A 24,994-nucleotide genomic window follows, 5' to 3' on the forward strand; every position below is an offset into this window, starting at 1 on the left:
CCTGGCCGGCGTGAGCCTTTCCGATATCGACCGCATGATCCAGTTGCTCGCGCGCCTGCCCGGCCTTGGGCCGCGTTCGGCGCGCCGGGCGACACTGAACCTGCTGCAGCGGCGCGAGGATCTCCTGCGCCCGCTTGCCGACGCGCTGGTGCGCGCCGCCGACAACATCCAGCAGTGCGCGATCTGCGGAAATCTTGATGACAGCGACCCCTGCCGGCTGTGCCAGGACGGCCGGCGCGATCCCGCACTGATTTGCGTTGTGGAGGAAATCGGCGATCTCTGGGCCCTGGAACGCAGCGGCGTTTTCCAAGGGCGGTACCATGTACTGGGCGGCACTCTGTCGGCCCTGGACGGGCGTGGCCCGGAGCAGCTCAATCTGTCCGGGCTCTGGAAGCGTGCGGAGCATCCTGATGTCAAGGAGGTGGTCCTGGCGCTCTCCGCCACGGTGGATGGGCAGACCACGGCCCATTACATCACTGAACGCCTGGCTGAGCTGCCCGTCGAGGTGACCCGCCTGGGTCAGGGGGTGCCCGTGGGCGGTGCGCTGGATTACCTGGACGACGGGACCTTGACGGCGGCCTTTCGGGCACGGCGGCCGGCCAGCGGCTGAACCGGAACAGCAGCCAGATTCGGTCAAACTGCGGCCGTAATTGTGCGCCAGCCTGCCTGCACAATCGCAAGCTCGGGAGAACATCGATGATTCTACACAGATCCCTGTTGGTGGTGACGCTTTCGCTGGCTGGCCTGGCGGCCCTGCCGCTCTCGGCCCAGGAGCGGGTGATCGGCCTCGAGGCGCGGCAGGATCTTGGCCTGACCGTCTATCAGAATGGCCTGACCCAGGTGGACGAGGTGCGCTGGCTGCCATTGGTGGAGGGTGAGAACCGCATTTCGCTAACAGGCATCAGCAACCAGCTTGTGCTGGACAGTGTCACGTTGGGCGCGGCCGATGACTTGGCGCTGGTTTCTCAGAGCTATCTGCCGGCAAACCTGACGCGCAGTGAACTTTTGAAACAGGCCGTCGGACAGCGTGTCCTGTTGATCCGAGACAATCCCGAAACCGGGGAAAGCGAACAACTGGATGCCGAACTGCTATCCATGGCTGACGGCATGCCCGTGCTGGATCTGGGCGATCGCATCGAGATCGAGCCGGCGGGACGTATTGCCCTCATCTCCTTGCCAAGGGACGTGCCGGGTGGTTTGCGGGCCGAACCGGCACTGACCTTGACGCTGGACAGCCAGCGCAAGGGATCGGGGGAATTGCCGCTGACGTACCTGACAGACGGTCTCGGCTGGCAGGCCAGCTATGTGGCCCGGCTTTCAGAGGAGGACCGGCTGTCCCTGGTCGCCAGCGTCACCCTGAACAACCAGACGGATGTCGCCTTTCAGGATGCCGGCCTGCGGCTCGTGGCAGGTGAGGTGGCCCGCACGCAGATGCCACGCCCGGCCATGCTGAGGGCATCCCCGAGCATGGTCGCCGACAGTTCCGAGGAACAGAAGATGGGCGCGCCGGTATCGCGCACCGACCGCTACGTCTATACGCTGGACGGAACGGTCAGCCTGCAGCCCGGCGAACAGCAGCAGCGCCGCCTCTTTGCGTTGCAGGATATAGAGGCCGATCGGCTTTATCGGTTCGATGGCCTGGCCACGGCGGGGGGCGGCCAGCCAGACAGGCCGGTGTCTGCAGGCCTGCATCTGGCTTTCGACAATAACGGTGACAACGCGCAACCGCTGCCGGCCGGGACCATCCGCGTCTATGACAGGAGTGGTGAAAAGGGCGAAGCCGCGCTTTTTGCCGGTGAGGCCCGCATGGATCACACCCCGGAGGGGGGCGAGGTTACCTTGCGTCTGGGTGAGGCTTTCGATGTATCGGCAATCGCCCGGCAAACGGATTTTGAACGACTCTCCGATGAGAGCTTCGAGGCCGTCCACAAGATCGTGATGAAGAACGCCCGTACCGCAGAGGTGGAGGTCGAGGTCACGGGAAGCATGCCACCGGGCGCCCGCATCCTGGAAGAAAGCGCTGAAAGCGAGGCGGAAGCTGCCGGACGTCCGGTCTGGACACTGGAGGTCCCGGCCGAGGGCGAGACCACACTGACTTATCGCGTGCGCGTGGAGCAATGAGGAACAAGCAGTGAGCCAGAGCTCTCTTCAGGCGCGATTGGCGGAGGCGGCGGCCCTTCTGTCTGCTGACAGACCCTTCCAGACTGTTTTCAAAGACGGCAATGCAGTCGCTGTCGAGCTCTACGCGCCGGTGGGCGAGGACCGGCAACAGCCGCATGATCGCGACGAACTTTACATCGTTGCGGCCGGGCAGGGCCGTTTCCGGCGCGGCGAGGAGGTGGTGACCTTCGCCCCTGGCGACCTGCTTTACGTACCGGCTCATGTACCGCACCGATTCGAGGACTTCAGCGAAGACTTCAAGACCTGGGTCATCTTCTATGGCCCCGAGCAGCCGCTGCAAAACGAGCACAGCTGACAATCCGACGACTTTCACGGGTCGCAGGAGAAATGCCGGCCCCTGGTCCCAGCCGGATTTCAAACCGACCTTTCTTTTCATGGTTGCGTGTCAAAAACAGGCCATTTTCGCGGCATTGCCCTGATATGGCCGTAATGCTGGGGTCTCATGGCTACAGTTGGGCTGCGCGAATTTACCTATTCGTGTAATCCCCATCATTCCTGAAAGGACATGAACAATGACTGTTTCTGAAAAACTGCAAGCCGCGAAACCTGTGCTGGGAGGCGCTGTCCTGGGTGCCGTGGCCGTGACGATCATCGCCTTTGCCGGTGGGTGGGTGGTGACAGCCAACACCATGGAGAAGAATGTCAGCATGACCCGCGTAAGCACCCTGGCGTCGGTCTGCGAAGAAGTCGCGCGCGAAGCCTGGCTGGTCGAGGGACGCCAGCTTGATGAACTCAGCGGGTTCCGCAACGCCGAACGCAGTGAGTTGGCGAAGCGTTTCGTTCCTGCAAGCGCGGGCGGTGCCGACGAGGGTAACAATATCCACAGTGAAGTTGCCACTGCCTGTGACCGGCTCTTGCGGACCTGAACACGTCCGGGTGCGATGAGGGTGTCCGAAGGGCACCCTCACAGCCTCCTGCCGGCTTGACACAAGACTCTAGCGCGCCTTGTCGCAATAGCGTAGAGAACCCGTTTACAGAAAGCTCAAGGCGCGCGACAGTGAGCAGGAGGAGCGCCATCATGACCCAGCGCCGCTTCATCCAGTGCGATGTCTTCACCGCCGTGCCCACCAAGGGCAATGGCTTGGCTGTGGTTCTGGACGCCGATGGCCTGTCCGACAGGGCCATGCAGGATTTCGCCGCCTGGACCAACCTGGCGGAGACCAGTTTCCTGCTGCCGCCCGAGGATTCGGCCGCCGATTACCGCCTGCGCATCTTCACACCCGATCGCGAGTTGCCCTTTGCCGGCCATCCCACGCTGGGCAGCTGTGCAGCATGGCTGCATGCGGAGGGCGTTCCGATACAGGAAGGTCTGGTGCGCCAGGAATGCGGTGTGGGGCTTGTGGAGATCGATCTGACAGGTGCCACGCCGGCCTTCGCGGCCCCGCCCACTGCGGTCAAGGCCCTGCCCGAGGGCCGTCAGTCGGCATTGGTGCGTGCCCTGCAACTCTTGCCCGACCGGGTGGTGCGGTCGGCATGGCTCAATAACGGCCCCGACTGGAATGTCCTGGAACTGGAAAGTGCGGATGACGTGCTTGCCGTGGAACCGGCCGGCCTTCGTGCAGCTGGCTTGCATGACGTGGGCCTGATCGGTCCTCAATCGAAGGGAAGCGAAACCGACTATGAAGTCCGCCTACTTGCTCCACCGACAGCCATGTCCGAAGACCCCATAACGGGCTCGCTCAACGCCGCTATCGCCCAGTGGATGGCGGCAGAGGGACGCCTGCCCGGTCCTGTCACCGTGCGCCAGGGGACGCGCCTGGGCCGCGAGGGGCGCGTCACCATCACGCCCTCGACGAAGGAGGCCGGGCGCATCCTGATCGGCGGCGAGACGCAGATCCTGATCGAGGGCACGCTGGAACTCTAGCGGAACCTCCCTGACTCACCGAATCAACACAACAGCATAGAGAAGAGAGTTATTCGCGCATGATTCGCCACATGGTCTTTTTTACCGTGAAGAACCCGGCTGACCTAGCTGCCGCCGAGGCCGGCCTGAAACGCCTGGAACAGGTGTCCGATGCCGATGTCCTGCAGGTGCGCCGCAACCTGCAGCGCGACCAGCTTGGCAACGAGGTGGACCTGGTGGTCTATGGCGAATTTGCGGACGCGGACAAACTGGCTGCCTTCAAGGACCATCCGCTCTACGAGGAGGCCATCGCCCTTGTGCGCCCCCTGCGCGATTTGCGGATTGCGGCGGATGTAGAGGTTTGACGGGACGTCAGTTGTTGCCGTGATCCCTATTCCTCACCGCGCACCGGTGGGGTGATCTGTGCATCGCCGTCTTCCTTGTCCTCCAGTTGAAGGTCCTCGATGCGCTCGCCGCGTTTGGAGACCTTCTCGGTGGAGATGCGGATCTGGCGGATGTCTTCTGTGGCCTGGTCGAAGTGGCGTTGCAATTTGCCGACGCGGTCGTCCAGGCGACCGACATCGGTCAGGAGGTGATGCACCTCGGTCTGGATCACGCCGGCCTGTTCGCGCATGCGCACGTCCTTGAGCACGGCGCGTACGGTGTTGAGCGTCGCCATCAGGGTGGTGGGGGAGACAATCCAGACGCGGGCGCGATAGGACTCCTCGACCAGCGAGGTGAAGTTGGCGTGCAGTTCGGCATAGACCGCCTCGCTGGGCAGAAACATGAGCGCCGATTCCGCCGTTTCTCCGGCAATGATGTACTTGTCGCGAATGTCCTTGATGTGCTTGCGCACATCGTTGGTGAAGGCGCGCATGGCCGCCGTGCGGCTGGCTTCGTCCTCGGCGGCGCGCAGATTGCGAAAGGCCTCCAGCGGGAACTTGGAATCGATGGCGATCGAACCCGGCGGGTTGGGCAGCAAGAGCAGGCAGTCCGCGCGTGTCCCGGTCGAGAGCGAAGCCTGGAAACTGTAGGCCGAGGGCGGCAGGACGTTTTCCACGATGTCGTGCAGCTGGACTTCGCCAAAGGCCCCTCGCGCCTGTTTGTTGGAGAGGATGTCCTGAAGGCCCACCACTTGGCCGGACAGCTCGGTGATGTTCTGCTGCGCCTTGTCGATCACTGCCAGGCGCTCGCGCAGATCGGTCAGGCTCTTGGACTGCTGTGTCTGGGATTCGTTCAGGCGGTCCCCGATCTTCTTCGAGAAGTCGGACAGCCGCTCCTCCATGCTGCGCGCCAGTGCGCGTTCCTGCTCGCGCAGGCTCTGGGACATCTGGGCCTGTACGGCCGCCTGGCTCTCCGACAGCTGGCGCAGGCGCTGGTCAACCTCCTGATTGCCCCGGTCCTGGCCCCGGCGCAGCAGAAGCGCCACCACCACACCAACCATCAGGCCGACCAAGCCCGTCAAGGCCAGCAGAAGCGGGTCAACTCCGTCCATAGTCTCCATCCATTCCGTAGCGTCCGGGGCCTGCATAGCACAAGCAGTCAGAGTCGCGGGAGCATTGGGCGTGCCTGGCCCACGGCTTCAAATCTTGACGCCTGCTGGTGAACGGCATACCTATCCAGATTAGAAGGATTTCAAGGAACGGATACCTCGCAAAATGGCATTGCTTCCCATCGTGACCGCACCAGATCCCGTGCTCAAGACCAAGGCAAAGCCGGTCGAGCGCGTGGATGACGCTATCCGGAAGCTGATGGACGACATGCTCGAGACCATGTATGCCGCGCCGGGCATTGGCCTGGCTGCGCCGCAGGTGGGGGTGTCCAAGCGCGTGATCGTGGTGGATGTCACGTCCGAGGACGAGGAACGCAAGCCCTTGCTCATGGCCAATCCGGAGCTGGTTCAGGTCTCCGACCACGATGCTACGTACGAGGAAGGCTGCCTGTCGGTGCCGGAGTATTTCGGCGAGGTGGCACGGCCTGCGGAAATCCGGCTGCGCTATATCGACCGCGAGAACGAGATTCGCGAGCTGGAAGCCGACGGCCTGCTGGCCACCTGTATCCAGCACGAGATCGACCACCTGGACGGCATCCTGTTCCTGGACCACCTGTCTTCGCTGAAGCGCAACATGGTGCTGCGCAAGCTGCTGAAAGCCAAGAAGACGCACGCCCTGCCCAGCTACGCGGCCGCATCCTAAGGACATAGCCCTCGGCTGGCATTGACGTCTGCTCATGCTATAAGCGGGGCCATGTCGGAAAGCACCACTACATCCAGAAAGAAGCCTTTGCGTCTGGCCTTCATGGGTACGCCGGATTTCGCCGTGCCCACCCTGGAAGCGTTGATCTGGGCCGGGCACGAGATCGTGGCTGTCTACACCCAGCCGCCGCGGCCCGCCGGGCGCGGCCATCGCGAGACGCGCTCGCCTGTGCACGACACGGCGCTGGCACATGACCTGCCGGTCCATACGCCGGACAGCCTTAAGGATCCGCAAGCGCAAGCCGACTTCGCCGCGCTGGACCTGGATGTCGCCGTGGTGGTGGCTTATGGCCAGATTTTGCCCCAGGCCGTCCTGGATGCGCCGCGGCATGGCTGTGTCAACGTCCATGCCTCGCTGCTGCCGCGCTGGCGCGGTGCGGCCCCGATCCAGCGCGCCCTTCTGGCCGGCGACGCCGAGACCGGGGTCACCCTCATGCGCATGGAGGCCGGCCTGGATACCGGACCAATGCTGGCGCGTCTGCCGCTGGAGATTGCCCCCGACGAAACCGGGCAAAGCCTGCATGACCGCCTGGCCCGCCAGGGCGCCGAAGCCATCGCATCGGTGCTAGCGGACTATGTGGCTGGCCGCATCACCCCCGAGCCGCAACCCGAAGAGGGCGTGACCTATGCCGCCAAGCTGACCCGCGCGGAAAGCGCGCTGGACTGGCGCCGGCCGGCAGTGGAACTGGAGCGCAAGGTACGTGCCTTCACGCCCTGGCCGGGCGCCTACTGCGAATTCGACGGCGCGCGCATCAAGGTTGTGCAGGCTGCCCTGCAGGAGGGTCAGTCAGGCGCCAGGCCGGGGACAGTTCTGGATGATCGCCTGACCGTGGCCTGCGGCGAGGGGGCCTTGCGGTTGGTGAAACTGCAACGACCGGGACGCTCCGTCCTGGAGGCTTCTGCCTTCCTGCGCGGCTTCGCCGTGCCGGCGGGCGCGGTCCTGAGCTTGCCGGAGCCGGCATGAGCCAACGCTTCAAGCTGACCCTGGAATACGACGGGGCCCCCTTTGTCGGCTGGCAACGCCAGGACAACGGCCACTCGGTACAGGCCGCCGTGGAAGAAGCGGTTCATGCCTTTTCCGGCGAACGCGTGGTGGTGCACTGCGCCGGGCGCACGGACGCCGGCGTGCATGCCGTGGCCCAGGTGGCGCATTTCGACCTGGCGCGCTCGACCCGGCCCGATACCGTGCGCGATGCCGTGAACCACCATTTGAAGCCGCAGCCGGTTGCCGTGATCGCGGCCGAGGAAGCGCCCAATGACTTTCATGCGCGTTTCTCGGCAACGGGGCGCAGCTATCTTTATCGCATCGTCAACCGGCGCGCGCCGTTGGTGCTGGATGCCGGCCGTGCCTGGTGGGTGCCCAAGGCACTGGATGCAGAGGCAATGGCCGCCGCGGCACAACGCCTGGTGGGCAAGCACGACTTCACATCCTTCCGAGCCTCGGAATGCCAGGCGGATTCGCCGGTGAAGACACTGGATCACCTGGAAGTGGTGCGCGAGGGGGAGGCGATCGAGATTTACGCCGCGGCGCGTTCCTTCCTGCATCACCAGGTGCGCAACATTGCCGGCACCCTGAAACAGATCGGCCACGGCCGCTGGGCGCCGGAAGAGATCAGCACCATCCTGGAGGCACGCGACCGTTCCGCCGCTGGAGAGACCGCTCCGGCCGATGGGTTGTACCTGACAGGTGTGCGTTACGATTAACTACCTGGAATCAGAAATAAATAGCCTCATGCTGAGGTGCCCGACCCAAGGGGTCGGGCCTCGAAGCATCCCGGCACCGACCTGGACCCTGGAAAATGGCACAGCCGGTGCCGGTGCCCTTCGAGGCTCCGCGCTTACGCGCTCCACACCTCAGGGTGAGGATCGTTTTTTATCAATAATTTGAACTCCGATCTACTGGTCCTTTGTCGAAGACAAAGCCTCGAAGCATGTTGGTTACTCACCCGCCATGGGCCTCGCGGCTGTCCTCGGGCGCCTGGGCACGATCGTTCATGCCGTAGTCACGAATGACGCCGGCAATGCGCAGGCGGTAGTCCTTGAAGACGCCGGCCCGGCCCTTGGCCTGGGTGGCGCGGTGATTGGGCCGGTTGCGCCAGTTCTGGACCGCCTCTTCGTCACGCCAGAAGGACAGGGACAGCAGCTTGCCGGAATCGGTGAGGCTCTGGAAACGCTCGACGGAGATGAAGCCGTCGATCTGCTCCAACTCAGGCTTCAACTCGGCGGCCAAGTCCAGATAGTGGTCGAACTCCCCCTCGGCTGGCCAGACTTCGAAGATGACGGCGATCATGGGCGTGGTCTCCCTCCTGATTCATTGCTTTCAGGAGAAGACTAGCAAAGATGACCCGGACATGCCTGCGCCTGTCAGTTCCGGCCGGGTTTCAGAAGGCCGCGGGTGATGACCTGGGCCTGGATCTCGGCGGCGCCCTCGAAGATGTTGAGGATGCGCGCATCGCAGAGCACGCGCGAGATCTTGTATTCCAGGGCATAGCCGTTGCCGCCGTGGATCTGCAGCGCGTTGTCGGCGTTGGCCCAGGCCACACGGGCGGCCAGCAACTTGGCCATGCCGGCCTCGATGTCGCATCGCCGGCCCGAATCCTTCTCGCGGGCGGCGGCAAGGGTCAGCTGTCGCGCCAGCATGGTTTCCACCGCCATCCAGGCGAGCTTTCCGGAGACGCGCGGGAACCCCAGGATGGCCTTGCCGAACTGCTTGCGCTCCTGGGCATAGGCCAGCCCCAGCTCCATGGCGTTCTGGGCGACCCCAACGGCCCGGGCGGCGGTCTGTATGCGCGCGGATTCAAAGGTGGCCATCAACTGCTTGAAGCCTTCGCCCTCGACCTCGCCCAGCAGATTGGCGGCCGGCACTTCGAAATCGTCGAAGGCGATTTCGTATTCCTTCATGCCGCGATAGCCCAGCACCTCGATCTCGCCGCCACTCATGCCCCTGGCCGGGAAGGGATCTTCGTCGCTCCCGCGCGGCTTCTCGGCCAGGAACATGGACAGGCCGCGGTAACCCGGCTCGTCCGGATTGGTACGGGCCAGCAGGGTCATCATATCGGTCCGCGCGGCATGGGTGATCCAGGTCTTGTTGCCGGTGACGCGATAGACATCGCCGTTTCGCGTGGCGCGGGTGCGCAGGCTGCCCAGGTCCGAACCGATGTTGGGCTCGGTGAAGACGGCGGTGGGCAGGATCTCGCCTGAGGCGATGCGCGGCAGCCAGTGGTGCTTCTGTGCCTGGGTGCCGCCCAGGGTGATCAGTTCGGCGGCGATCTCCGAGCGCGTGCCCAGCGAGCCCAGGCCGATGTAGCCGCGGCTCAACTCCTCGGTCACCACGCACATGGCGGTCTTGCCCATACCGGTGCCGCCGTAGTCTTCGGACACCGTCAGGCCGAAGACGCCCAGGTCGGCCAGTTGCTGCACCACTTCGAGCGGGATCAGGTCGTCCTTCAAGTGCCATTCGTGCGCGGCCTCGGCATGGGCATCGGCGAACTTGCGGAATTCGCCGGCGATCATGGCCTCGGTCTCGTCCAGACCGGGGGCGCCGAAATTGTCCTCGGCCAGGAAATCGGCGATGCGCGTGCGAACGGCAGCCGTGTGGCCCGACGAGCAGAGCTGTCTGACGGCGGGCGTCAGGAAAGCCTCGATCTCACTGTCGGCAAGGCCCAGGTCAGAGGGGCGCAGGATCTCCACCTGGCTGAGCGCGATGCCGCCCTTCAACTGGTTCAGGTATTCCCCGAAGGCGGCCTGTAACATCAGGGCTTCCAGTTCGCCCAGGCGACCCTCACCCTCCAGTCGCTCGGCCCAGTCCAGCAGTTCGCGCAATGCGGCGACATAGGTTGCGAACCAGGCATAGCCGTGGGCGGCGAACTGCTCACGCTCCAGCAGGGCAGCGTCGGGCTTGCCCTCAGGGGCAACGCTTCGCGCCAGGGCGATCTTGGCGGCCTCAGAGAAGCTTTCAGCGGCCGCAAGGGCCTCGCGGCACAGCGTTGTCAGATTGTCGAGGAGGAGGCGCGCGTTGCCTGCTCCGGGGGAGGTGGATTGTGCCTGGCTCAAGGTTGCAACCCCTTATCCTGCCTGAAGAGTCGGCACCAGTTATGGCCGCTCGAGCCGGGCCAGGCAAGGCCTGGCCCGGAAGGGACTCACGCCTCGACGGCGTCCTCGATGGTGCGCAGTCCGGGGCGCTTGGCCTGGACCAGGACCGCCATGTTGCCGGGCTTGTGCTGGTTGTTCATCATCTTGGTGTGGGCCAGCGGAATGTCGTTCCAGGCGAAGACCTCACTCATGCAGGGGTCGATGCGCCGTTCGATCACCAGACGGTTGGCCTGGCTGGCCTGTTTCAGGTTGGCGAAATGGCTGCCCTGGATGCGTTTCTGCCGCATCCAGACGAAGCGGGCATCCATGGTCAGGTTGTAGCCGGTGGTGCCGGCACAGAAGACCACCATGCCGCCACGCTTCACCACGAAGCAGGAGACCGGGAAGGTCTGCTCGCCCGGGTGCTCGAAGACGAAGTCCACGTCATTGCCCTTGCCGGTGTGTTCCCAGATCGCTTTGCCGAACTTGCGCACCTCCTTCATGTAATCGCCGAAGTCGTCGCCGTTGACGTCGGGCAGGCGGCCCCAGCAGTTGAAGTCCTTGCGGTTGATGACGCCGCGCGCGCCCAGGCCCATGACAAAGTCGTGCTTTGTCTCATCGGAGATGACTCCCAGAGCGTTGGCGCCGCCGGTGGCGATCAGCTGTATGGCCATGGAGCCCAAACCGCCCGAGGCGCCCCAGACCAGGACATTGTGACCGGGCCTGAGGATGTGCGGGCGATGGCCGTAGAGCATGCGATAGGCGGTGGCGAGCGTAAGCGTGTAGCAGCCGCCCTCCTCCCAGGTCAGGTGCTTCGGACGCGGCATGAGCTGTCGGTCCTGGACGCGGCAGAACTGGGCGAAGGAGCCGTCCGGCGTCTCGTAGCCCCAGATGCGCTGGGAGGGCGAGAACATGGGATCGCCGCCATTGCATTCCTCGTCGTCGCCGTCGTCCTGGTTGCAGTGGATCACGACCTCGTCGCCCACCTTCCAGCGCTTGACCGCCGTACCAACGGCCCAGACGACGCCCGAGGCGTCCGAACCGGCCACATGGTAGTCGGCGCCGTGCACGTCGAAGACGGACATCGGCTGCCCCAGGGCCGCCCAGACGCCGTTGTAGTTCACCCCCGCGGCCATCACCATGACCAGGACGTCGTGGCTGTCCAGTTCGGGAATGTCGACGACTTCCTGCTGCATGGCGCTTTCCGGTTCGCCATGGCGTTCACGCCGTATGGCCCAGGCGTACATCTTCTTGGGCACATGGCCCAGCGGTGGGATTTCGCCCACTTCGTAGAGATCCTTGGCTTCCTGTCCGGGGCGGATCTGCACCACTTCGGCAGTGCTGTTCATGACGGCCTCCTTGCTCCTGTCCATTTCTGCGGGGCCGGCTTTTTGCGCCGGTTGTTTTTGCATCAGCTAACTACAACGATTTATTTTTTGCAATGCAAAAAGATAGTATGTTACGAATGAATCAATGCACGGGTAATTTCATAACGTTTTATAAGATATAACAGAAATAACAGAGAAATTCCGAAGGGAGGCGGGGTGTGACTCAGTCAGAAGAGAGTGCAGCGCAACATAAGCAGCCCAGACGCGATCGCCCCTGGCTGTTCCGGACCTACGCCGGTCATTCCTCGGCGCGCGCCTCCAACGCGCTCTACCGCAGCAACCTGGCCAAGGGGCAGACCGGCCTGTCGGTCGCCTTCGATCTGCCAACCCAGACGGGCTATGACAGCGATCACCCGCTTGCCCTGGGCGAGGTGGGCAAGGTCGGTGTGCCTGTCTGTCACCTGGGAGACATGGAGGCGCTGTTCGACGGCATCCCCCTGGACCAGATGAACACTTCCATGACCATCAATGCCACGGCGCCCTGGCTTTTGGCGCTCTATATCGCAGCCGCCGAGCGGCAGGGTGCGGATCGGGCAGCGCTGACCGGGACGGTCCAGAACGATGTCATCAAGGAATACCTTTCGCGCGGCACATACATGCTGCCACCCGCGCCCTCGCTGAAGCTGACCACGGACGTCATCGCCTTTGCCTATCGCGAGCTGCCACGCTGGAACCCCATGAACGTCTGCAGCTACCACCTGCAGGAAGCCGGTGCCACGCCCCAGCAGGAACTGGCCTATGCGCTGACTACGGCAACAGCTGTCCTCGACAGCCTGCGCGATGGCGGACAGGTGCCGGACGCCGATTTCCCGCGCGTGGTCGGGCGTCTGTCCTTCTTCGTGAATGCCGGTATCCGTTTCGTCACGGAACTCTGCAAGATGCGCGCTTTCGTGCAGCTTTGGGACGAGATCTGTCGCGAGCGCTACGGCATAGAGGAGGAGAAGTACCGGCGATTCCGCTATGGCGTGCAGGTGAACTCGCTGGGCCTGACCGAGCAACAGCCCGAGAACAACGTCTATCGTATCCTGCTGGAGACGCTGTCCGTCGTGCTGTCCAAGGACGCACGCGCACGTGCCGTGCAACTGCCGGCCTGGAACGAGGCGCTGGGCCTGCCGCGCGCCTGGGACCAGCAGTGGAGCCTGCGCCTGCAGCAGATCCTGGCCTTTGAGACCGACCTGCTGGAGCATGAGGACATCTTCACGGGCAATCCCGTGATCGAACAGAAGGTGGCGGGCCTCATGGAGGAGGCCAGGACCGAGATGGCGCGTGTGGCCGAGCGCGGCGGAGTCGTTGCGGCGGTGGAAAGCGGCTATATCAAGGAGCGCCTGGTGGACAGCGCCTCACGGCGCTTCGCCGCCGTCGAGAGCGGTGAGCTGCCGGTGGTTGGCGTCAACTGCTATCAAGAAAGCGAGCCCTCGCCACTGACGGCCGGTGAGGGCGGCTACCTGCAATCGGATCCGCAGGCCGAGACGGAACAGGTGGCCGCCCTGGCGGCCTGGCGCCAGCAGCGCGACGGGCAGAAGGCAGCAGAGGCGCTGGCCGAATTGGAAGCAGCGGCGCGGGACGGCCGGAACATCATGGAGCCCTCCATTGCCTGTGCCCATGCGGGGGTGACCACGGGCGAGTGGGGAGAGGCCCTGCGCCGTGTCTTCGGGGAGTATCGTGCGCCGACCGGCCTGGGCCGTGGGCGTGACATCTCGGCAGCGGAGCAGGAGCGCTTGGCGGAGTTGTGCCGCCGCGTCGAGGCTCTGTCCGAACAACTGGGGTGCCGACCCAAGATGCTGGTGGGCAAGCCGGGGCTGGACGGGCATTCCAATGGCGCCGAGCAGATTGCCGTGCGGGCGCGCGATGCCGGCTTCGAGGTGGTCTACGAAGGCATCCGCCTGACCCCGGCACAGATCGCCAATGCAGCACTGGAGGAAGGCGTGCATGTCATCGGCCTGTCGATCCTCTCGGGCAGTCATCTGGCCCTGGTGTCGGCGGTGCGTGAGCGCCTGAAGGCTGATGGATTGGAGGATCTGCCCCTGGTCGTGGGGGGCATTATTCCCGAAGCCGATGCAAAGCGTCTGGAAGAGGCGGGCGCTGCTGCCGTCTTCACGCCCAAGGATTACGAGCTGACCCCCATTCTTGCCCGGATTGTTGACCTGGTGGAACAGGAGCTTGCATAGTCTTTAGGGCATTTGCCCCTGGCAAAACGCTGAGGAAGGACTACCTTCTCAGCAGGAAGGGTGCCATGTCCGCAGACGTCGAATTCCAACGCTATCATCCCGTCCAGCGTGCCTTGCACTGGCTGCTGGCCCTGGCTCTGATCGGGCAGGGACTCTTCGGTCTGTACATGGTCTCCATGGACAACTCTCCGCAGAAGATCGAATTCTACAATCTGCACAAGTCTGTTGGCCTGACAATTCTGGTCCTGGTGATCCTGCGCCTGATCTGGCGCTGGCGCCATCCGCCTCCGCCTCTTCCGGCAGGCATGCCGAACTGGGAAAGGATGGCCGCGCGCGTCAGTCATTTCCTGCTCTATTGCCTGATGCTTGCCATGCCGGCCAGCGGTCTGGTGATCGGTTTTGCCTCGGGTTTTCCAACCGTCGTCTATGGCCTTTTCAACCTGCCCAGCCCCATCGCGGCCAACGAGGAATTGATGCATACTATGTCCGCCGTACATTTCTATCTCGCCGCCGCCCTGTTGCTGGTGGTGCTGGTCCATGCCGCCGCCGCGCTGCGCCATCACTTCCTGCTGAAGGACACGGTCCTGCGGCGCATGTTGCCGGCGCTTGCAGCTGGCCTCCTGTCCGTCGCGCTGTTGCCGGCCGCGGCTGAGGCCACGGACTGGCAGACCGATTACGAGGAAAGCCGCTTGGCCTTCATCGGCAGCCAGTCGGGGGATAGCTTCGAGGGGGTTTTCGAGGAATTCGAGGCCGACATCCGTTTCGATCCAGAAGACCTGGAAGATTCCAGAGTTGAGGTGACGATCGAAACCGCCTCGGTGAACAGCGGCTCGGGACAGAGGGACAGTTCCATACGCGATGAAGGGCTGCTGGACGTCGAAAGCTATCCGCAAGCGCGCTTCCTGGCCGAGACTTTCCGTGAAACCGGCGATGGCGCATACGAGGCGGAGGGCGAACTGACCCTGCGCGATACGACACGTGACGTGGTCCTGCCCTTTACACTGGAGATCGAGGGTGAAGGCGAGGAGCGGACAGCCCGCGCCGAAGGTGAGCTGGCCATCAATCGACTGGACTATGGCGTGGGGCAGGGCCAGTGGGAAGACACCTCCCAGGTCGGTGCCGAGATCATCATCCAGTTTGTCCTGCATGCCGAAGCGTCCGGAGCCTGAGCCTCTACCTGGCTTGTGGCGCCCGTGTTGACGGAAATGGGGGCGTGGCTTTGCAGGCACGTCTACATGTGGTAGCGTCCGGCACCTTCCTGAGGAACAGCGGAACATGTCGCGCGAAACTATAGCACTAGCCTCCGACCATGCCGGTTACGGGCTGAAAAGCCTGTTGGCAGAAGAAATTGTCAAGCTGGGCCACACTGTCCTGGATCTGGGTACCGACTCGGAGGAGTCGGTGGACTATCCAGATTATGGGCGGGCCATGGCCGAAGCCATCGCCGAAGGACGCGTGAAGCGCGGTGTGATCGTGTGTGGCACTGGCATCGGTATTTCCATGGCAGCCAACCGCAATCCGGCCGTTCGGGCGGCACTCTGTTCCGACGAAACCTCTGCACGGCTGGCGCGCCAGCACAATGATGCCAATGTCCTGGCACTGGGTGCGCGCCTGGTTGGCGAAGAGGTTGCAAAGGCCTGCCTCAAGGTTTTTCTTGAGACGGAGTTCGAGGGAGGCCGGCACCAACGGCGCGTCGACAAGCTGGGGCAAGCCTAGGCTGTCCGCGCCCTTCACTTCATTCCGACAACAACGTCGAGGACCCTGAGAACATGACTGCAGAAGCTGCAAAGTCCGCCATGACCGAAGACAACTTTTTCACCGCGGGACTGAGCGAGAGCGACTCCGACCTGGCGAAGGCCATCCAGGATGAGCTGGGGCGCCAGCAGAACCAGATCGAACTGATCGCCTCCGAAAACATCGTCTCGCGCGCCGTGCTGGAGGCCCAGGGCACCGTTCTGACCAACAAGTACGCAGAAGGCTATCCCGGGCGCCGCTACTACGGTGGCTGCGAGCATGTGGACGTGGTCGAGAAACTGGCCATCGAGCGAGCCAAGAAACTCTTTGGCTGCAGCTTCGCCAATGTCCAGCCGCATTCCGGCGCCCAGGCCAACCAGGCGGTCTTCCTAGCTCTGTTGAAGCCGGGGGACACCTTCATGGGCCTGTCGCTGTCGGCTGGCGGTCACCTGACCCACGGAGCAGCGCCAAACCTGTCAGGCAAGTGGTTCGAGCCCGTCCAGTACGGTGTGCGCCGCGAAGATGGCCTGATGGATTTCGATGAGATCGCGCGCTTGGCCCGCGAGCACAAGCCGAAGATGATCATCACAGGCGGGTCAGCCTATCCGCGCCACATCGACTTTGAACGCTTCCGTGAAATTGCGGACGAGGTGGGCGCGCTGTTCATGGTGGACATGGCGCACTTTGCCGGCCTTGTGGCTGCCGGGGTGCACCCCAGCCCGCTGCCCCATGCCGACGTGGTGACCACCACCACGCACAAGACGCTGCGCGGTGCGCGCGGCGGGATGGTGCTGAGCAATAGCGAGGAGATCGGCAAGAAGATCAACTCCGCCGTCTTCCCGGGCCTGCAGGGCGGGCCCCTGATGCATGCCATCGCCGGCAAGGCCGTGGCCTTCGGTGAAGCGTTGCAGCCGTCCTTCAAGTCCTATGCAGCACAGGTCGTGGAGAATGCCCAGGTCCTGGCCGAGACCCTGAAGAGCGGGGGCCTGGACATCGTCACGGGCGGCACCGATACCCACGTGGTCCTGGTGGACCTGCGGCCGAAAGGCTTGACCGGCAATATTGCCGAAGTGACCCTGGATAAGGCCGGCATCACCTGCAACAAGAACGGTGTCCCCTTCGATCCTGAGAAACCGGCGGTGACGTCCGGCATCCGTCTTGGGACCCCAGCCGGCACGACCCGCGGTTTCGGCGCAGAGGAATTCCGCCAGGTTGGCCAGATGATCGTCGAGGTCCTTGACGAACTGGCCGTCAATCGCGAGGACAACAGCAAGGCCGAGAAGGCCGTCTATGAAAAGGTTCGGGCGCTGTGCCAGCGCTTTCCCATCTATCCGGACCTGATCGACTAGACCCACCGCGGGACTTGGCAGGGGTAGAAGACAATGCGCTGTCCGTTTTGCAGTCATGAAGACACACAGGTTAAGGACTCCCGTCCAACGGAAGACAGTTCCGCGATACGGCGGCGTCGTCTCTGCCCCAACTGCGGGGCGCGTTTCACCACCTTCGAGCGGGTCCAGCTTCGCGAGCTGACGGTGGTCAAGTCCGATGGCAAGCGCCAGCCCTTCGATCGGGACAAGTTGATGCGTTCCATGCAGATCGCCTTGCAGAAACGTCCCGTGGATGCCGAGCGCCTGGAACGCGTCGTGAACGGGATCGTGCGGCGTCTGGAAAGCTCGGGCGAGAGCGAGATTCCCAGCAAGGTCGTCGGTGAAATGGTCATGGATGCCCTTGCTTCGCTGGATGGTGTCGCCTACGTGCGCTTTGCCTCGGTTTACAGGAATTTCCGCGAGGCGAGTGATTTCGGCGAGTTCGTAGGCAAGATCGGTGGCGACGGCGATATCTGAAGACAGGCTGTGGATGATGGCCGCCCTGGCGCTGGCGCGCCGCGGGCTCGGGCAGGTTTCGCCCAATCCCGCGGTTGGCTGCGTCATCGTGGCCGAGGGCCGTGCCCTAGGGCGTGGCTGGACCCAGCCTGGTGGCCGGCCCCATGCCGAGACGGAAGCGCTGCGCCGCGCCGGCCCTGCGGCGCACGGAGCGACGGCCTACATCAGCCTCGAGCCCTGCTCCCATCACGGCAAGACACCCCCCTGCACCGACGCACTGATCGAGAGCGGCATCAAACGTTGTGTCATTTCCTGCGAGGATCCGGACCCGCGGGTGTCCGGACGTGGAATTGCGGCCCTGCGACAGGCGGGCATTGACGTGGAAGTGGGTCTTTGTGCCGACGATGCACGCGAGCTGAACCGCGGCTTCTTTCTCAACAAGCTGACGGGGCGCCCGCTGGTCAGCCTGAAGCTGGCCACCTCCCTGGACGGGCGGATAGCCCTGGCCTCGGGCGAGAGCAAGTGGATCACGGGCGAGGCCGCGCGGGCGCGTGCCCATCTGCTGCGTGCCAGTCACGATGCCATCCTGGTGGGAGCCGGTACGGCGCTTGTCGACAATCCGCGGCTGGATGTGCGCCTGCCCGGGCTGGAAGTGCGCTCGCCGGTTCGCGTGGTGATGGACCGGCGCTTGCGGTTGCCCCCGGAACATGACCTTGTGGCCCAGGCACGGCGGCGCCCGACATTGCTGTTCACGTCCGCTCGGCATGATGACGGAGCCCTGGCAAGCTATCGCGAGGCCGGTGTTGAGATAGCTGCCTGCACGGCGGCCGAGACTGACGACCGTTTTCCCGAGACTGTGCTGAAAGGCCTGGCGGAACGAGGGTTGACGCGTATCCTGCTTGAGGGCGGCGCCGAGACGGCCACGGCCTTCCTGAAGGCCGGACTGGTGGATCGGCTGGAATGGTTCCGTGCGCCCCTGCTGATTGGTGCGGATGGCCTGCCGGGAACAGGAACGCTGGAGTTGGATAGCCTGGTGCAGGCCCCGGTTTTTCGCCGCGAGGCCCTGGAGCCGTTGGGCGAAGACCTGCTGGAGCGTTACCGGCGCGAGGCGGCCTGATCCTTCCGTTCGGGACAGCTTTTATTCTTGATTCCATTGGACTGCCATCATGTTTACGGGACTAGTGAGTGATCTGGGACAATTGCGAGAGAGTACCGGTAAGGCGGACCGGCGCTTTCGCATTGCCACGTCCTATCCCCTGGACGAGGTGGCTATTGGCGCCTCCATCGCCTGCAACGGCTGTTGTCTGAGTGTGGTGGAGAAGGGGGCGGACTGGTTTGCCGTGGACGTGTCCGGCGAGACTCTGTCGAAGACGACGCTGGGCGACTGGCAGCCAGGGCAGCCGGTGAACCTGGAGCGGGCCCTGCGTTTGGGCGATGAACTGGGCGGTCATCTGGTTTCGGGGCATGTGGATGGTGTGGCTGAGATCCTGGAGGTCCGTCCCGAAGGCGAATCCTTGCGTTTTTCCTTCCGCGCGCCAGAAGAACTGGCGCGCTATATCGCACCCAAGGGGTCCATCACGCTGGATGGAGTCTCTTTGACCGTGAACGAAGTCGAGGGGGCCGTGTTCGGCGTGAACATCATTCCCCATACGGCAGAGGTCACCACCTTCGGCCGCTATGAAACCGGGGACCGGGTTAATCTGGAAATCGACCTTCTGGCGCGCTACGTTGCTCGCCTCATGGCCCAGCAGGACTGAAGAAAGCATGTCGGAATCAAACGTCGAGCCCTGGCGCGTAACCTTTCGTGAACTGGTCTCGCCGATCGAGGAAATCATCGAGGAAGCGCGCAACGGGCGCTTGTTCATCCTGGTGGATGACGAAGATCGTGAAAATGAGGGCGATCTGGTCATTCCGGCACAGATGGCCGGCCCCGAGGCCATCAATTTCATGGCCAAGTACGGGCGCGGTCTGATCTGCCTGTCCCTGACGCGTGAACGCATCGAATCCCTGGGCCTGCCGATGATGTCGCGCAAGAACGAGTCCCGGCACGAGACGGCCTTTACCGTCTCCATCGAGGCCAAGGAGGGCGTGACCACAGGGATCTCCGCTCCGGACCGTGCGCGCACCATCGCGGTGGCCATCGACCCCTCCAGCAGCGCCGAGGATATCGCCACACCTGGTCATGTCTTTCCCTTGCTGGCGCGCGATGGCGGTGTGCTGGAGCGCACGGGGCACACGGAAGCGGCCGTGGATATTGCGCGCCTGGCCGGCCTCAATCCCTCGGGCGTGATCTGCGAGATCATGAACGACGACGGCACCATGGCGCGCCGCGACGACCTGATCGCCTTTGCCCAGACCCACGGCCTGAAGCTGGCCACCATTGCCGACCTGATCGCCTATCGCCGCCGCAACGACCGCCTTGTGGAGAAGGTCCTGACCCAGGACTTCGACAGCCGTCATGGTGGAACCTTTCGCCTGTCGGTCTATCGCAACACCATCACCCAGGCCGAGCATGTGGCCCTGGTGAAGGGGACGATCGACGATGGCGCGCCAGTGCCAGTACGCGTCCACGCGCTTTCGATCCTGGATGACGTTCTGTCCGACCGCTCGCAGGGGCGCGGCGGTGAACTGCAGGAGGCCATGGACATGGTGGGCCAGGAAGGACGTGGCGTGGTTGTCCTGATCCGCGACCCTTCGCCGGTTTCGATCTCGGAACGCCTGAAGAACCGAGACGCGCAGGAAGGCCTCCCCAGCACCGAACTGCGCGATTACGGCGAGGGGGCGCAGATCCTGCTGGACCTGGGCGTGCGGGAAATGGTGCTTCTGCACAACACGCGCCATACCATCGTGGGCCTGGAAGGCTATGGCTTGAAGGTTGTCGGTCAGAATCCCGTGCGTCCGGCGCAATAGGGGCTTGCGTCAAAGGCGCGTATCCCCGATAGCCACGGCTGAAAAGCGCCGGGATCCGAAAAGGGATCGCGAAGCAAGGAAAGAAATGGATCGTACATGAGTGAATCCCCGCGTGTCCTCGTCGTCGAGGCCCGTTTCTACGAAGATATTGCCGATGAGCTCTATAGCGGCGCGCAGGAAGCCCTGGAGGCTGCTGGCGCCGAGGTTGAGCGGATGACGGTTCCGGGTGCCTTCGAAATCCCCTCGGCCATTGCCATGGCAGTCGAGGCGGGCCGACGCGATGCCACACGCGTCTATGACGGCTATGTGGCGCTGGGCTGCGTGATCCGGGGCGAGACGAGCCATTACGACTATGTCTGCGCGGAAAGTGCTCGCGGACTGCGCGATCTGGGCTCCCGGCTGTGTGTGCCGCTCGGCTATGGCATACTGACCGTGGAGACCATGGACCAGGCCTGGGCGCGGGCCGAGCGGAAACGCAAGAACAAAGGGGCCGATGCGGCCCAGGCCTGTCTGCGCATGATCGAGATTTCGCGCAGTTTTGGCCTGACAGCACGATGAGTGACAGATTTCCGGGAAAGAGTGCAAGCAACGTGAGCGAGCCAGATAACGAGGGAGGCGACAGTCGCAAACCGCAGGTGTACAAGAGCGTGCGCAAGCGGCGTGCCGCGCGCCTGGCGGCGGTCCAGGCGCTTTACCAGATCGAGATGAACAAGGCATCGCCGGAAGCGGTTATCCTCGAGTTCCTGAAGTACCGCACCGACGAGGAGATCGAGGGCTATTCCCTGGGCGAGGTGGACCAGCAGCTCTTCACGGAACTGGTGCGCGGTGTGCATCGCGAGGGCAGTGACCTGGACGACATGCTGTCGGCCGTCATTTCGGAAGGCTGGCAGGTGGAACGGCTGGAATTCCTGTTGCGCCTGATTCTGAGGGCAGGCGCCTACGAGATCGGGCACAGGACGGACTTCCCGGCCAAGGCGGCGATCAACGAGTATGTCGATCTGGCCCATGATTTCTTCAACGACAAGGAACCTTCCATGGTCAATGGCATGCTGGACCAGATTGCCCGCAGCCTGAGGACCGAGGAGTTCGAGGCCAACTGATCCACCGGGCAGGTTACGAAAGGGCGGGACCATGGTGGCGGAATTCGAACTGATCGCACGCTACTTCGCGCCCCTGGCCGCGGCCGAGCCGGGTGCCTTCGGGCTTCAGAACGATGCTGCGGTGCTGGACATCGCCAGCGGTCATAGCCTGGTGACGACCCTGGACAGTATGGTTTCGGGTGTTCATTACCTGCCGGACGATCCGCCGGATCAACTGGCGCGCAAGCTGTTGCGCGTCAATCTTTCGGACCTGGCCGCCATGGGCGCGCGTCCGCGCGGCTACCTGCTGTCGCTGGCCATGACAGGCCAGGAGGATGAAGACTGGCTGCAGGCTTTTGCCAAGGGCCTGGAGCAGGACCAGCAGAAATACGACGTGGTCCTGTTGGGCGGGGACACCCTGCGCACACCCGGCCCGCAGACACTGAGCCTGACGGCCCTGGGCGAGGTGCCCAGAGGGCAGGCCCTGCAGCGCACGACAGCACGCAACGGCGACGATATCTACCTGACCGGCACGCTGGGGCAAGCTGCGCTGGGATTGTTCGTGCGTCTGGGACAGGCGTCCGAGAAGCTGCCCGGGCTGAGCGACGCGCAGTTGGAAAGACTGGAGACGGCCTACCGCCTTCCGGACCCGCCTGTGGCCCTGGGTGGGAAGTTGCCGGGGCTGGTCACGGCCTGCCTGGATGTCTCGGATGGACTGCTGGCGGACCTTGGTCACATTGCAGAAGGTTCCGGACTGGGCGCCGACGTCGAGCAGTCCCGGCTTCCGCTCTCGCAAGAAGCGGCGCAGCTGCTGGCGCAGGTGCCGGAGCGACTGCAGGATGTTGTCGGCGGCGGCGACGATTATCAGCTGCTTTTCACCAGTGATCCGGGCCAGCGCGAAGCGTTGGAAGCACTGTCAGTCTCCAGTGGGATTGCGATGACCCGCATTGGCCGCATGAGCGAAGGCGAGGCTGTGCGATTGCTGGACAACCAGGGCCGCGCGATCGCCGTGGGCCATGCCGGCTGGACTCACTTCTGAGGGCGTGTTCTGCCGTTTGGCAGACTGCTGTCTAACTCTTCAGCGTTGTCTCGGCTGCGGCGAGGATAGAGCGCCTGCATCACCAGGCGCCGGGCCGAGGGGCGTCCTGTCTGCCAATCCATCGGACGGCAGGCTTCGACCGCTGCCAGGCCCAGGCGGGCGGTGAAGAGCCCATTCACCAGGGCGGTGCCGGCCTTGCCCGAGAGACGCGCCGTGACACCGGCCCCAACCAGGTCGCCGAGCGTTTCGTCCGCAGCTTCCAGGGTTCCTGCGGCCACCACGTCCAGGAAGGCGATGCGCAGCAGCCGCAAGCTGACCAAGCCGCCCGGCCGCCCACCATAGAGCCGGGCCAGGCGTGCCACCATGCGCAGGTCGATGATGGCGGTTGCCAGCATGTCGAAGATGGCGAAGGGACTCAGCATGTTGATGAAGCCGCTGCGCCGGGTGGCGGCGGTTATGATGGCCGTGGCGCGCTGGTCCAGCTGTCCCAGGACATCCCGTTCGAAGGCCTCCAGTTTTTCCCGATCGTCCGTCAAGTCGCCTTCCCGTTCGCGCCAGGAGGCGACGGCCCACTCGCTGACCGGGCGATGACAATAGAGCTGTAGCAGGGAGTCCAGCAGGCTGCGGGCTTCGCTGGCATCCTGGCGGGCTGTGTGACTGCGGGCCTGCAGATGGGTCAGGCGTTTGAGTCGAAGCAGGGCGCCCAGTTCGCGCAATCCCAGAAGCAGACTGCCCAGCAGCAGCAGACCGCAACCCACCAGCAAGGCCCAGTGGTACCAGGATTCGCTGCCCAGGATGGCAGAGACCAGGGCGTCGAGTGCCATGCCAAAGCCCGTGGCGACCAATAGGCCCAGTCCAGCCAGGAGCAGCCGTCCGGCCAGGGATCGATGCCCCAGGGGATGTCTGAAGCTTTCCGCCAAGCGTTCGTTTTCCGGCAGGGACTGCATGCCCGTCAGGCCGCGTGTGTCCGGGTGTGCCTCCGGCGCCATGGAACCGGATGCTTTGGTCTCGTTCAGCGGGCGTGTTTCGGGGCTGCTGGGATCGCTCATATCAGGCGGTCCCCGATCAGGTATTGCAGGGCGCGATCCAGGCGGATGTGAGGCCAGGCCTGACCGCCGGACAGACCGGTTGGCGGCTGGAAGGTCAGGACCTCGAAAGCGTCCGAGGGAACGCCCTCAAGCGAAAGCTGGCCCGGGTAATGGGCGACCTCCTGCTGGCCATCGATGGGGATGCCGGCGACATAGCGCCGGTTCGGGCTTTCGGGCTGCGTGACTTCGCGCGTCGCACGCAGGGCGGCCAGCGTCATGGTCTCCGTTTCAGCTCCGCGAAAGCGTGTCTGCCTCAGGCTGCCCGCCAGGCTGCGGGCAAGCAGGCCTTCCAGTATCTCGTGCTGGTCTCCGGGAATGTGGTCCACCTTGCTGCAGGCGAAGAGTACACGATCGACACCGGGGCGCAGCCTGCGTGGCAACCAGCTGCGGCCGATGCGCAGGGCTTCCTGCAGGCTCTGCATCTCGTGATCCAGGGCTTTCAGGCCTTCGCTGCCACGGGACAGGTGTGCCAGCAGGTCAACCAGAACAAGCTGGCGATCCAGGCGCATGAAGTGCCGGCGATGAAAGGGGCGCACGATGCCGTCGCGATAGCTGGCAAAGCGCTGTTCCATCAGCTCGCGCAGACTGTGATCCTGGCTGCGCGCGCGCCGCCGCCAGGCGGTGTCGTATTTGGCAGGTGGCAGGGGCGTGAATGTCAGGACCGGTGCGCCTTCAAGCTCTCCGGGCAGGAGGAAACGCCCCGGGTGCAACAGCAGGGCCCGGGATTCCTGTTCCTGTCGCTGGCGAAGATAGGACCGGAAGGCCTCGGCTGCCTGCATTGCCTTCTGCTCGGAATCCGCATCGGGGAGGTCGGGGTCAAGATCGGCCAGAATTTCCCGGAAGTCCCGCGCGGCGGCTTCGTGTTGGGGCTGCTGCATCTCCTCGAGCACGGCACTGGACCAGGTGGCATGGTCATGGCCCAGCAATGCCAGGTCCATCAGCCACTCCCCGGGATAGTCGAAGAGATCCAGGTGCAGGACGCCATCGCTCAGGCGGCCATGGAGGCCCGTCGGGCGGTAGCGGATGGACAGGCGCAGTTCGGATTGCCGGCGTGTGCCCGGCGGCCACTTCGTACTTTGTGTCAGCTGGGCCAGGTTGTCCTCGAAGGGAAAGCGCGGCAGGTGCTGGTTGGGCTGCGGGCGCAGCACGGCCGCATGATAGCGGCCTTCCTGTACGGCCGCTAAGGCCTGGAGACGTTCGGGGTGCAGCAGGGCCTGGACCAGTGCGGTCAGCAGGACCGTCTTGCCAGAGGAGGAGAGACCTGTGATGCCCAGGCGCAGGCGCCGTTCCAGCAAGCCGCGTCCCGCATCCGTGACGGTATCGATCCAGTCATGCACCACGTTCGTGTTCAGTCCTGTCGCCTGCGGTCCGGGATGGAACGGCGCAATGGGATAGCCGAGGTCTAGACAAGCTTGA

General features: G+C 64.0%; 25 protein-coding genes and 1 pseudogene. 20 read left to right on the forward strand and 6 right to left on the reverse strand.

The window, feature by feature from the left end; all coding sequences use genetic code 11:
* Nucleotides 1-10: 10 nt before the first annotated feature.
* The 6 genes from recR to G502_RS0114910 all read left to right on the forward strand — a co-directional run bounded on the left by recR (nt 11) and on the right by G502_RS0114910 (nt 4,389).
* Complete coding sequence (gene recR, locus G502_RS0114885; protein WP_022729477.1) at nt 11-610, forward strand: recombination mediator RecR; 600 nt, start codon at nt 11-13, stop codon at nt 608-610.
* An 86-nt stretch (nt 611-696) separates the two neighbouring features.
* A complete protein-coding gene (locus tag G502_RS0114890; RefSeq protein ID WP_022729478.1) occupies nt 697-2,121 on the forward strand; it encodes a DUF4139 domain-containing protein in 1,425 nt (474 codons plus the stop codon).
* A gap of 10 nt (nt 2,122-2,131) precedes the next feature.
* Nucleotides 2,132-2,476: a cupin domain-containing protein gene (locus G502_RS0114895; RefSeq protein WP_040488319.1), complete on the forward strand. Its 345-nt coding sequence runs from the start codon at nt 2,132-2,134 to the stop codon at nt 2,474-2,476.
* Between the two features lie 217 nt (nt 2,477-2,693).
* The gene (locus tag G502_RS0114900; RefSeq protein WP_022729480.1) at nt 2,694-3,047 is read left to right on the forward strand and encodes a hypothetical protein; all 354 of its coding nucleotides are present in this window, start codon (nt 2,694-2,696) and stop codon (nt 3,045-3,047) included.
* A gap of 152 nt (nt 3,048-3,199) precedes the next feature.
* Nucleotides 3,200-4,045 carry a PhzF family phenazine biosynthesis protein gene (locus G502_RS0114905; protein ID WP_022729481.1) on the forward strand — a complete coding sequence of 282 codons (846 nt, stop codon included), beginning with the start codon at nt 3,200-3,202 and terminating at the stop codon, nt 4,043-4,045.
* A 59-nt stretch (nt 4,046-4,104) separates the two neighbouring features.
* A complete protein-coding gene (locus G502_RS0114910; RefSeq protein WP_022729482.1) occupies nt 4,105-4,389 on the forward strand; it encodes a Dabb family protein in 285 nt (94 codons plus the stop codon).
* Nucleotides 4,390-4,415: 26 nt separating this feature from the next.
* On the opposite strand, the gene G502_RS20555 is transcribed toward G502_RS0114910, so the two are convergent.
* Nucleotides 4,416-5,519, reverse strand: coding sequence for a DNA recombination protein RmuC (locus tag G502_RS20555; RefSeq protein WP_022729483.1), 1,104 nt, complete (start codon nt 5,517-5,519; stop codon nt 4,416-4,418).
* Between the two features lie 163 nt (nt 5,520-5,682).
* Here G502_RS20555 and def point away from each other — a divergent pair, with 163 nt between their 5' ends.
* The 3 genes from def to truA are packed head-to-tail and all read left to right on the forward strand — an operon-like array spanning nt 5,683 to nt 7,982.
* Complete coding sequence (gene def / locus G502_RS0114920; protein WP_022729484.1) at nt 5,683-6,219, forward strand: peptide deformylase; 537 nt, start codon at nt 5,683-5,685, stop codon at nt 6,217-6,219.
* Between the two features lie 51 nt (nt 6,220-6,270).
* Nucleotides 6,271-7,242: a methionyl-tRNA formyltransferase gene (gene fmt / locus G502_RS0114925; protein ID WP_081649826.1), complete on the forward strand. Its 972-nt coding sequence runs from the start codon at nt 6,271-6,273 to the stop codon at nt 7,240-7,242.
* Entirely contained in the window at nt 7,239-7,982 is a 744-nt protein-coding gene (gene truA / locus G502_RS0114930; protein ID WP_022729486.1) for a tRNA pseudouridine(38-40) synthase TruA, read from the forward strand. Before fmt ends, truA begins: the two co-directional genes overlap by 4 nt.
* A 238-nt stretch (nt 7,983-8,220) precedes the next feature.
* On the opposite strand, the gene G502_RS0114935 is transcribed toward truA, so the two are convergent.
* The 3 genes from G502_RS0114935 to ccrA form a co-directional block, all read right to left on the reverse strand.
* Nucleotides 8,221-8,568 carry an antibiotic biosynthesis monooxygenase family protein gene (locus tag G502_RS0114935; RefSeq protein WP_022729487.1) on the reverse strand — a complete coding sequence of 116 codons (348 nt, stop codon included), beginning with the start codon at nt 8,566-8,568 and terminating at the stop codon, nt 8,221-8,223.
* Nucleotides 8,569-8,642: 74 nt separating this feature from the next.
* On the reverse strand, nt 8,643-10,331 hold the full coding sequence (locus G502_RS0114940; protein ID WP_022729488.1) for an acyl-CoA dehydrogenase family protein: 1,689 nt from the start codon (nt 10,329-10,331) through the stop codon (nt 8,643-8,645).
* Nucleotides 10,332-10,417: 86 nt separating this feature from the next.
* Nucleotides 10,418-11,698 carry a crotonyl-CoA carboxylase/reductase gene (gene ccrA / locus G502_RS0114945; protein ID WP_026989538.1) on the reverse strand — a complete coding sequence of 427 codons (1,281 nt, stop codon included), beginning with the start codon at nt 11,696-11,698 and terminating at the stop codon, nt 10,418-10,420.
* 197 nt (nt 11,699-11,895) lie between these two features.
* Between ccrA and G502_RS0114950 the strand changes: the two genes are divergently transcribed.
* The 11 genes and pseudogenes from G502_RS0114950 to thiL all read left to right on the forward strand — a co-directional run bounded on the left by G502_RS0114950 (nt 11,896) and on the right by thiL (nt 22,490).
* Complete coding sequence (locus G502_RS0114950; RefSeq protein ID WP_022729490.1) at nt 11,896-13,905, forward strand: protein meaA; 2,010 nt, start codon at nt 11,896-11,898, stop codon at nt 13,903-13,905.
* Nucleotides 13,906-13,970: 65 nt separating this feature from the next.
* Nucleotides 13,971-15,074, forward strand: coding sequence for a cytochrome b/b6 domain-containing protein (locus tag G502_RS22085; protein WP_081649827.1), 1,104 nt, complete (start codon nt 13,971-13,973; stop codon nt 15,072-15,074).
* A 106-nt stretch (nt 15,075-15,180) separates the two neighbouring features.
* Nucleotides 15,181-15,621, forward strand: a complete 441-nt coding sequence (gene rpiB / locus G502_RS0114965; RefSeq protein WP_022729491.1) for a ribose 5-phosphate isomerase B — start codon at nt 15,181-15,183, stop codon at nt 15,619-15,621.
* A 53-nt stretch (nt 15,622-15,674) separates the two neighbouring features.
* Complete coding sequence (gene glyA / locus G502_RS0114970; RefSeq protein ID WP_245560774.1) at nt 15,675-16,988, forward strand: serine hydroxymethyltransferase; 1,314 nt, start codon at nt 15,675-15,677, stop codon at nt 16,986-16,988.
* Between the two features lie 33 nt (nt 16,989-17,021).
* Complete coding sequence (gene nrdR / locus G502_RS0114975) at nt 17,022-17,483, forward strand: transcriptional regulator NrdR (protein ID WP_022729493.1); 462 nt, start codon at nt 17,022-17,024, stop codon at nt 17,481-17,483.
* On the forward strand, nt 17,464-18,579 hold the full coding sequence (ribD, locus tag G502_RS0114980) for a bifunctional diaminohydroxyphosphoribosylaminopyrimidine deaminase/5-amino-6-(5-phosphoribosylamino)uracil reductase RibD (protein WP_022729494.1): 1,116 nt from the start codon (nt 17,464-17,466) through the stop codon (nt 18,577-18,579). Before nrdR ends, ribD begins: the two co-directional genes overlap by 20 nt.
* Before the next feature lie 49 nt (nt 18,580-18,628).
* Nucleotides 18,629-19,219 (forward strand): riboflavin synthase, encoded by a 591-nt coding sequence (locus G502_RS0114985; RefSeq protein ID WP_022729495.1) that lies wholly within the window; start codon nt 18,629-18,631, stop codon nt 19,217-19,219.
* Between the two features lie 7 nt (nt 19,220-19,226).
* Entirely contained in the window at nt 19,227-20,372 is a 1,146-nt protein-coding gene (ribB, locus tag G502_RS0114990) for a 3,4-dihydroxy-2-butanone-4-phosphate synthase (protein WP_022729496.1), read from the forward strand.
* An 87-nt stretch (nt 20,373-20,459) separates the two neighbouring features.
* A pseudogene (locus tag G502_RS0114995) lies at nt 20,460-20,930 on the forward strand (6,7-dimethyl-8-ribityllumazine synthase); the annotation flags it as partial.
* Between the two features lie 32 nt (nt 20,931-20,962).
* On the forward strand, nt 20,963-21,472 hold the full coding sequence (gene nusB, locus G502_RS0115000) for a transcription antitermination factor NusB (protein WP_162140990.1): 510 nt from the start codon (nt 20,963-20,965) through the stop codon (nt 21,470-21,472).
* 31 nt (nt 21,473-21,503) lie between these two features.
* Nucleotides 21,504-22,490, forward strand: a complete 987-nt coding sequence (thiL, locus tag G502_RS0115005; RefSeq protein WP_022729499.1) for a thiamine-phosphate kinase — start codon at nt 21,504-21,506, stop codon at nt 22,488-22,490.
* Here thiL and G502_RS20565 read toward each other — a convergent pair.
* Both G502_RS20565 and G502_RS0115015 read right to left on the reverse strand, forming a co-directional pair.
* Entirely contained in the window at nt 22,481-23,539 is a 1,059-nt protein-coding gene (locus G502_RS20565; protein WP_022729500.1) for a TIGR01620 family protein, read from the reverse strand. The two genes, thiL and G502_RS20565, sit on opposite strands and share 10 nt — an antisense overlap.
* On the reverse strand, nt 23,536-24,918 hold the full coding sequence (locus tag G502_RS0115015; RefSeq protein WP_022729501.1) for a YcjX family protein: 1,383 nt from the start codon (nt 24,916-24,918) through the stop codon (nt 23,536-23,538). The genes G502_RS20565 and G502_RS0115015 overlap by 4 nt, the downstream gene beginning before the upstream one ends.
* Nucleotides 24,919-24,994 lie beyond the last annotated feature (76 nt).

Source organism: Fodinicurvata sediminis DSM 21159 (assembly GCF_000420625.1).
In the GTDB taxonomy this organism is placed as follows: domain Bacteria; phylum Pseudomonadota; class Alphaproteobacteria; order Kiloniellales; family DSM-21159; genus Fodinicurvata; species Fodinicurvata sediminis.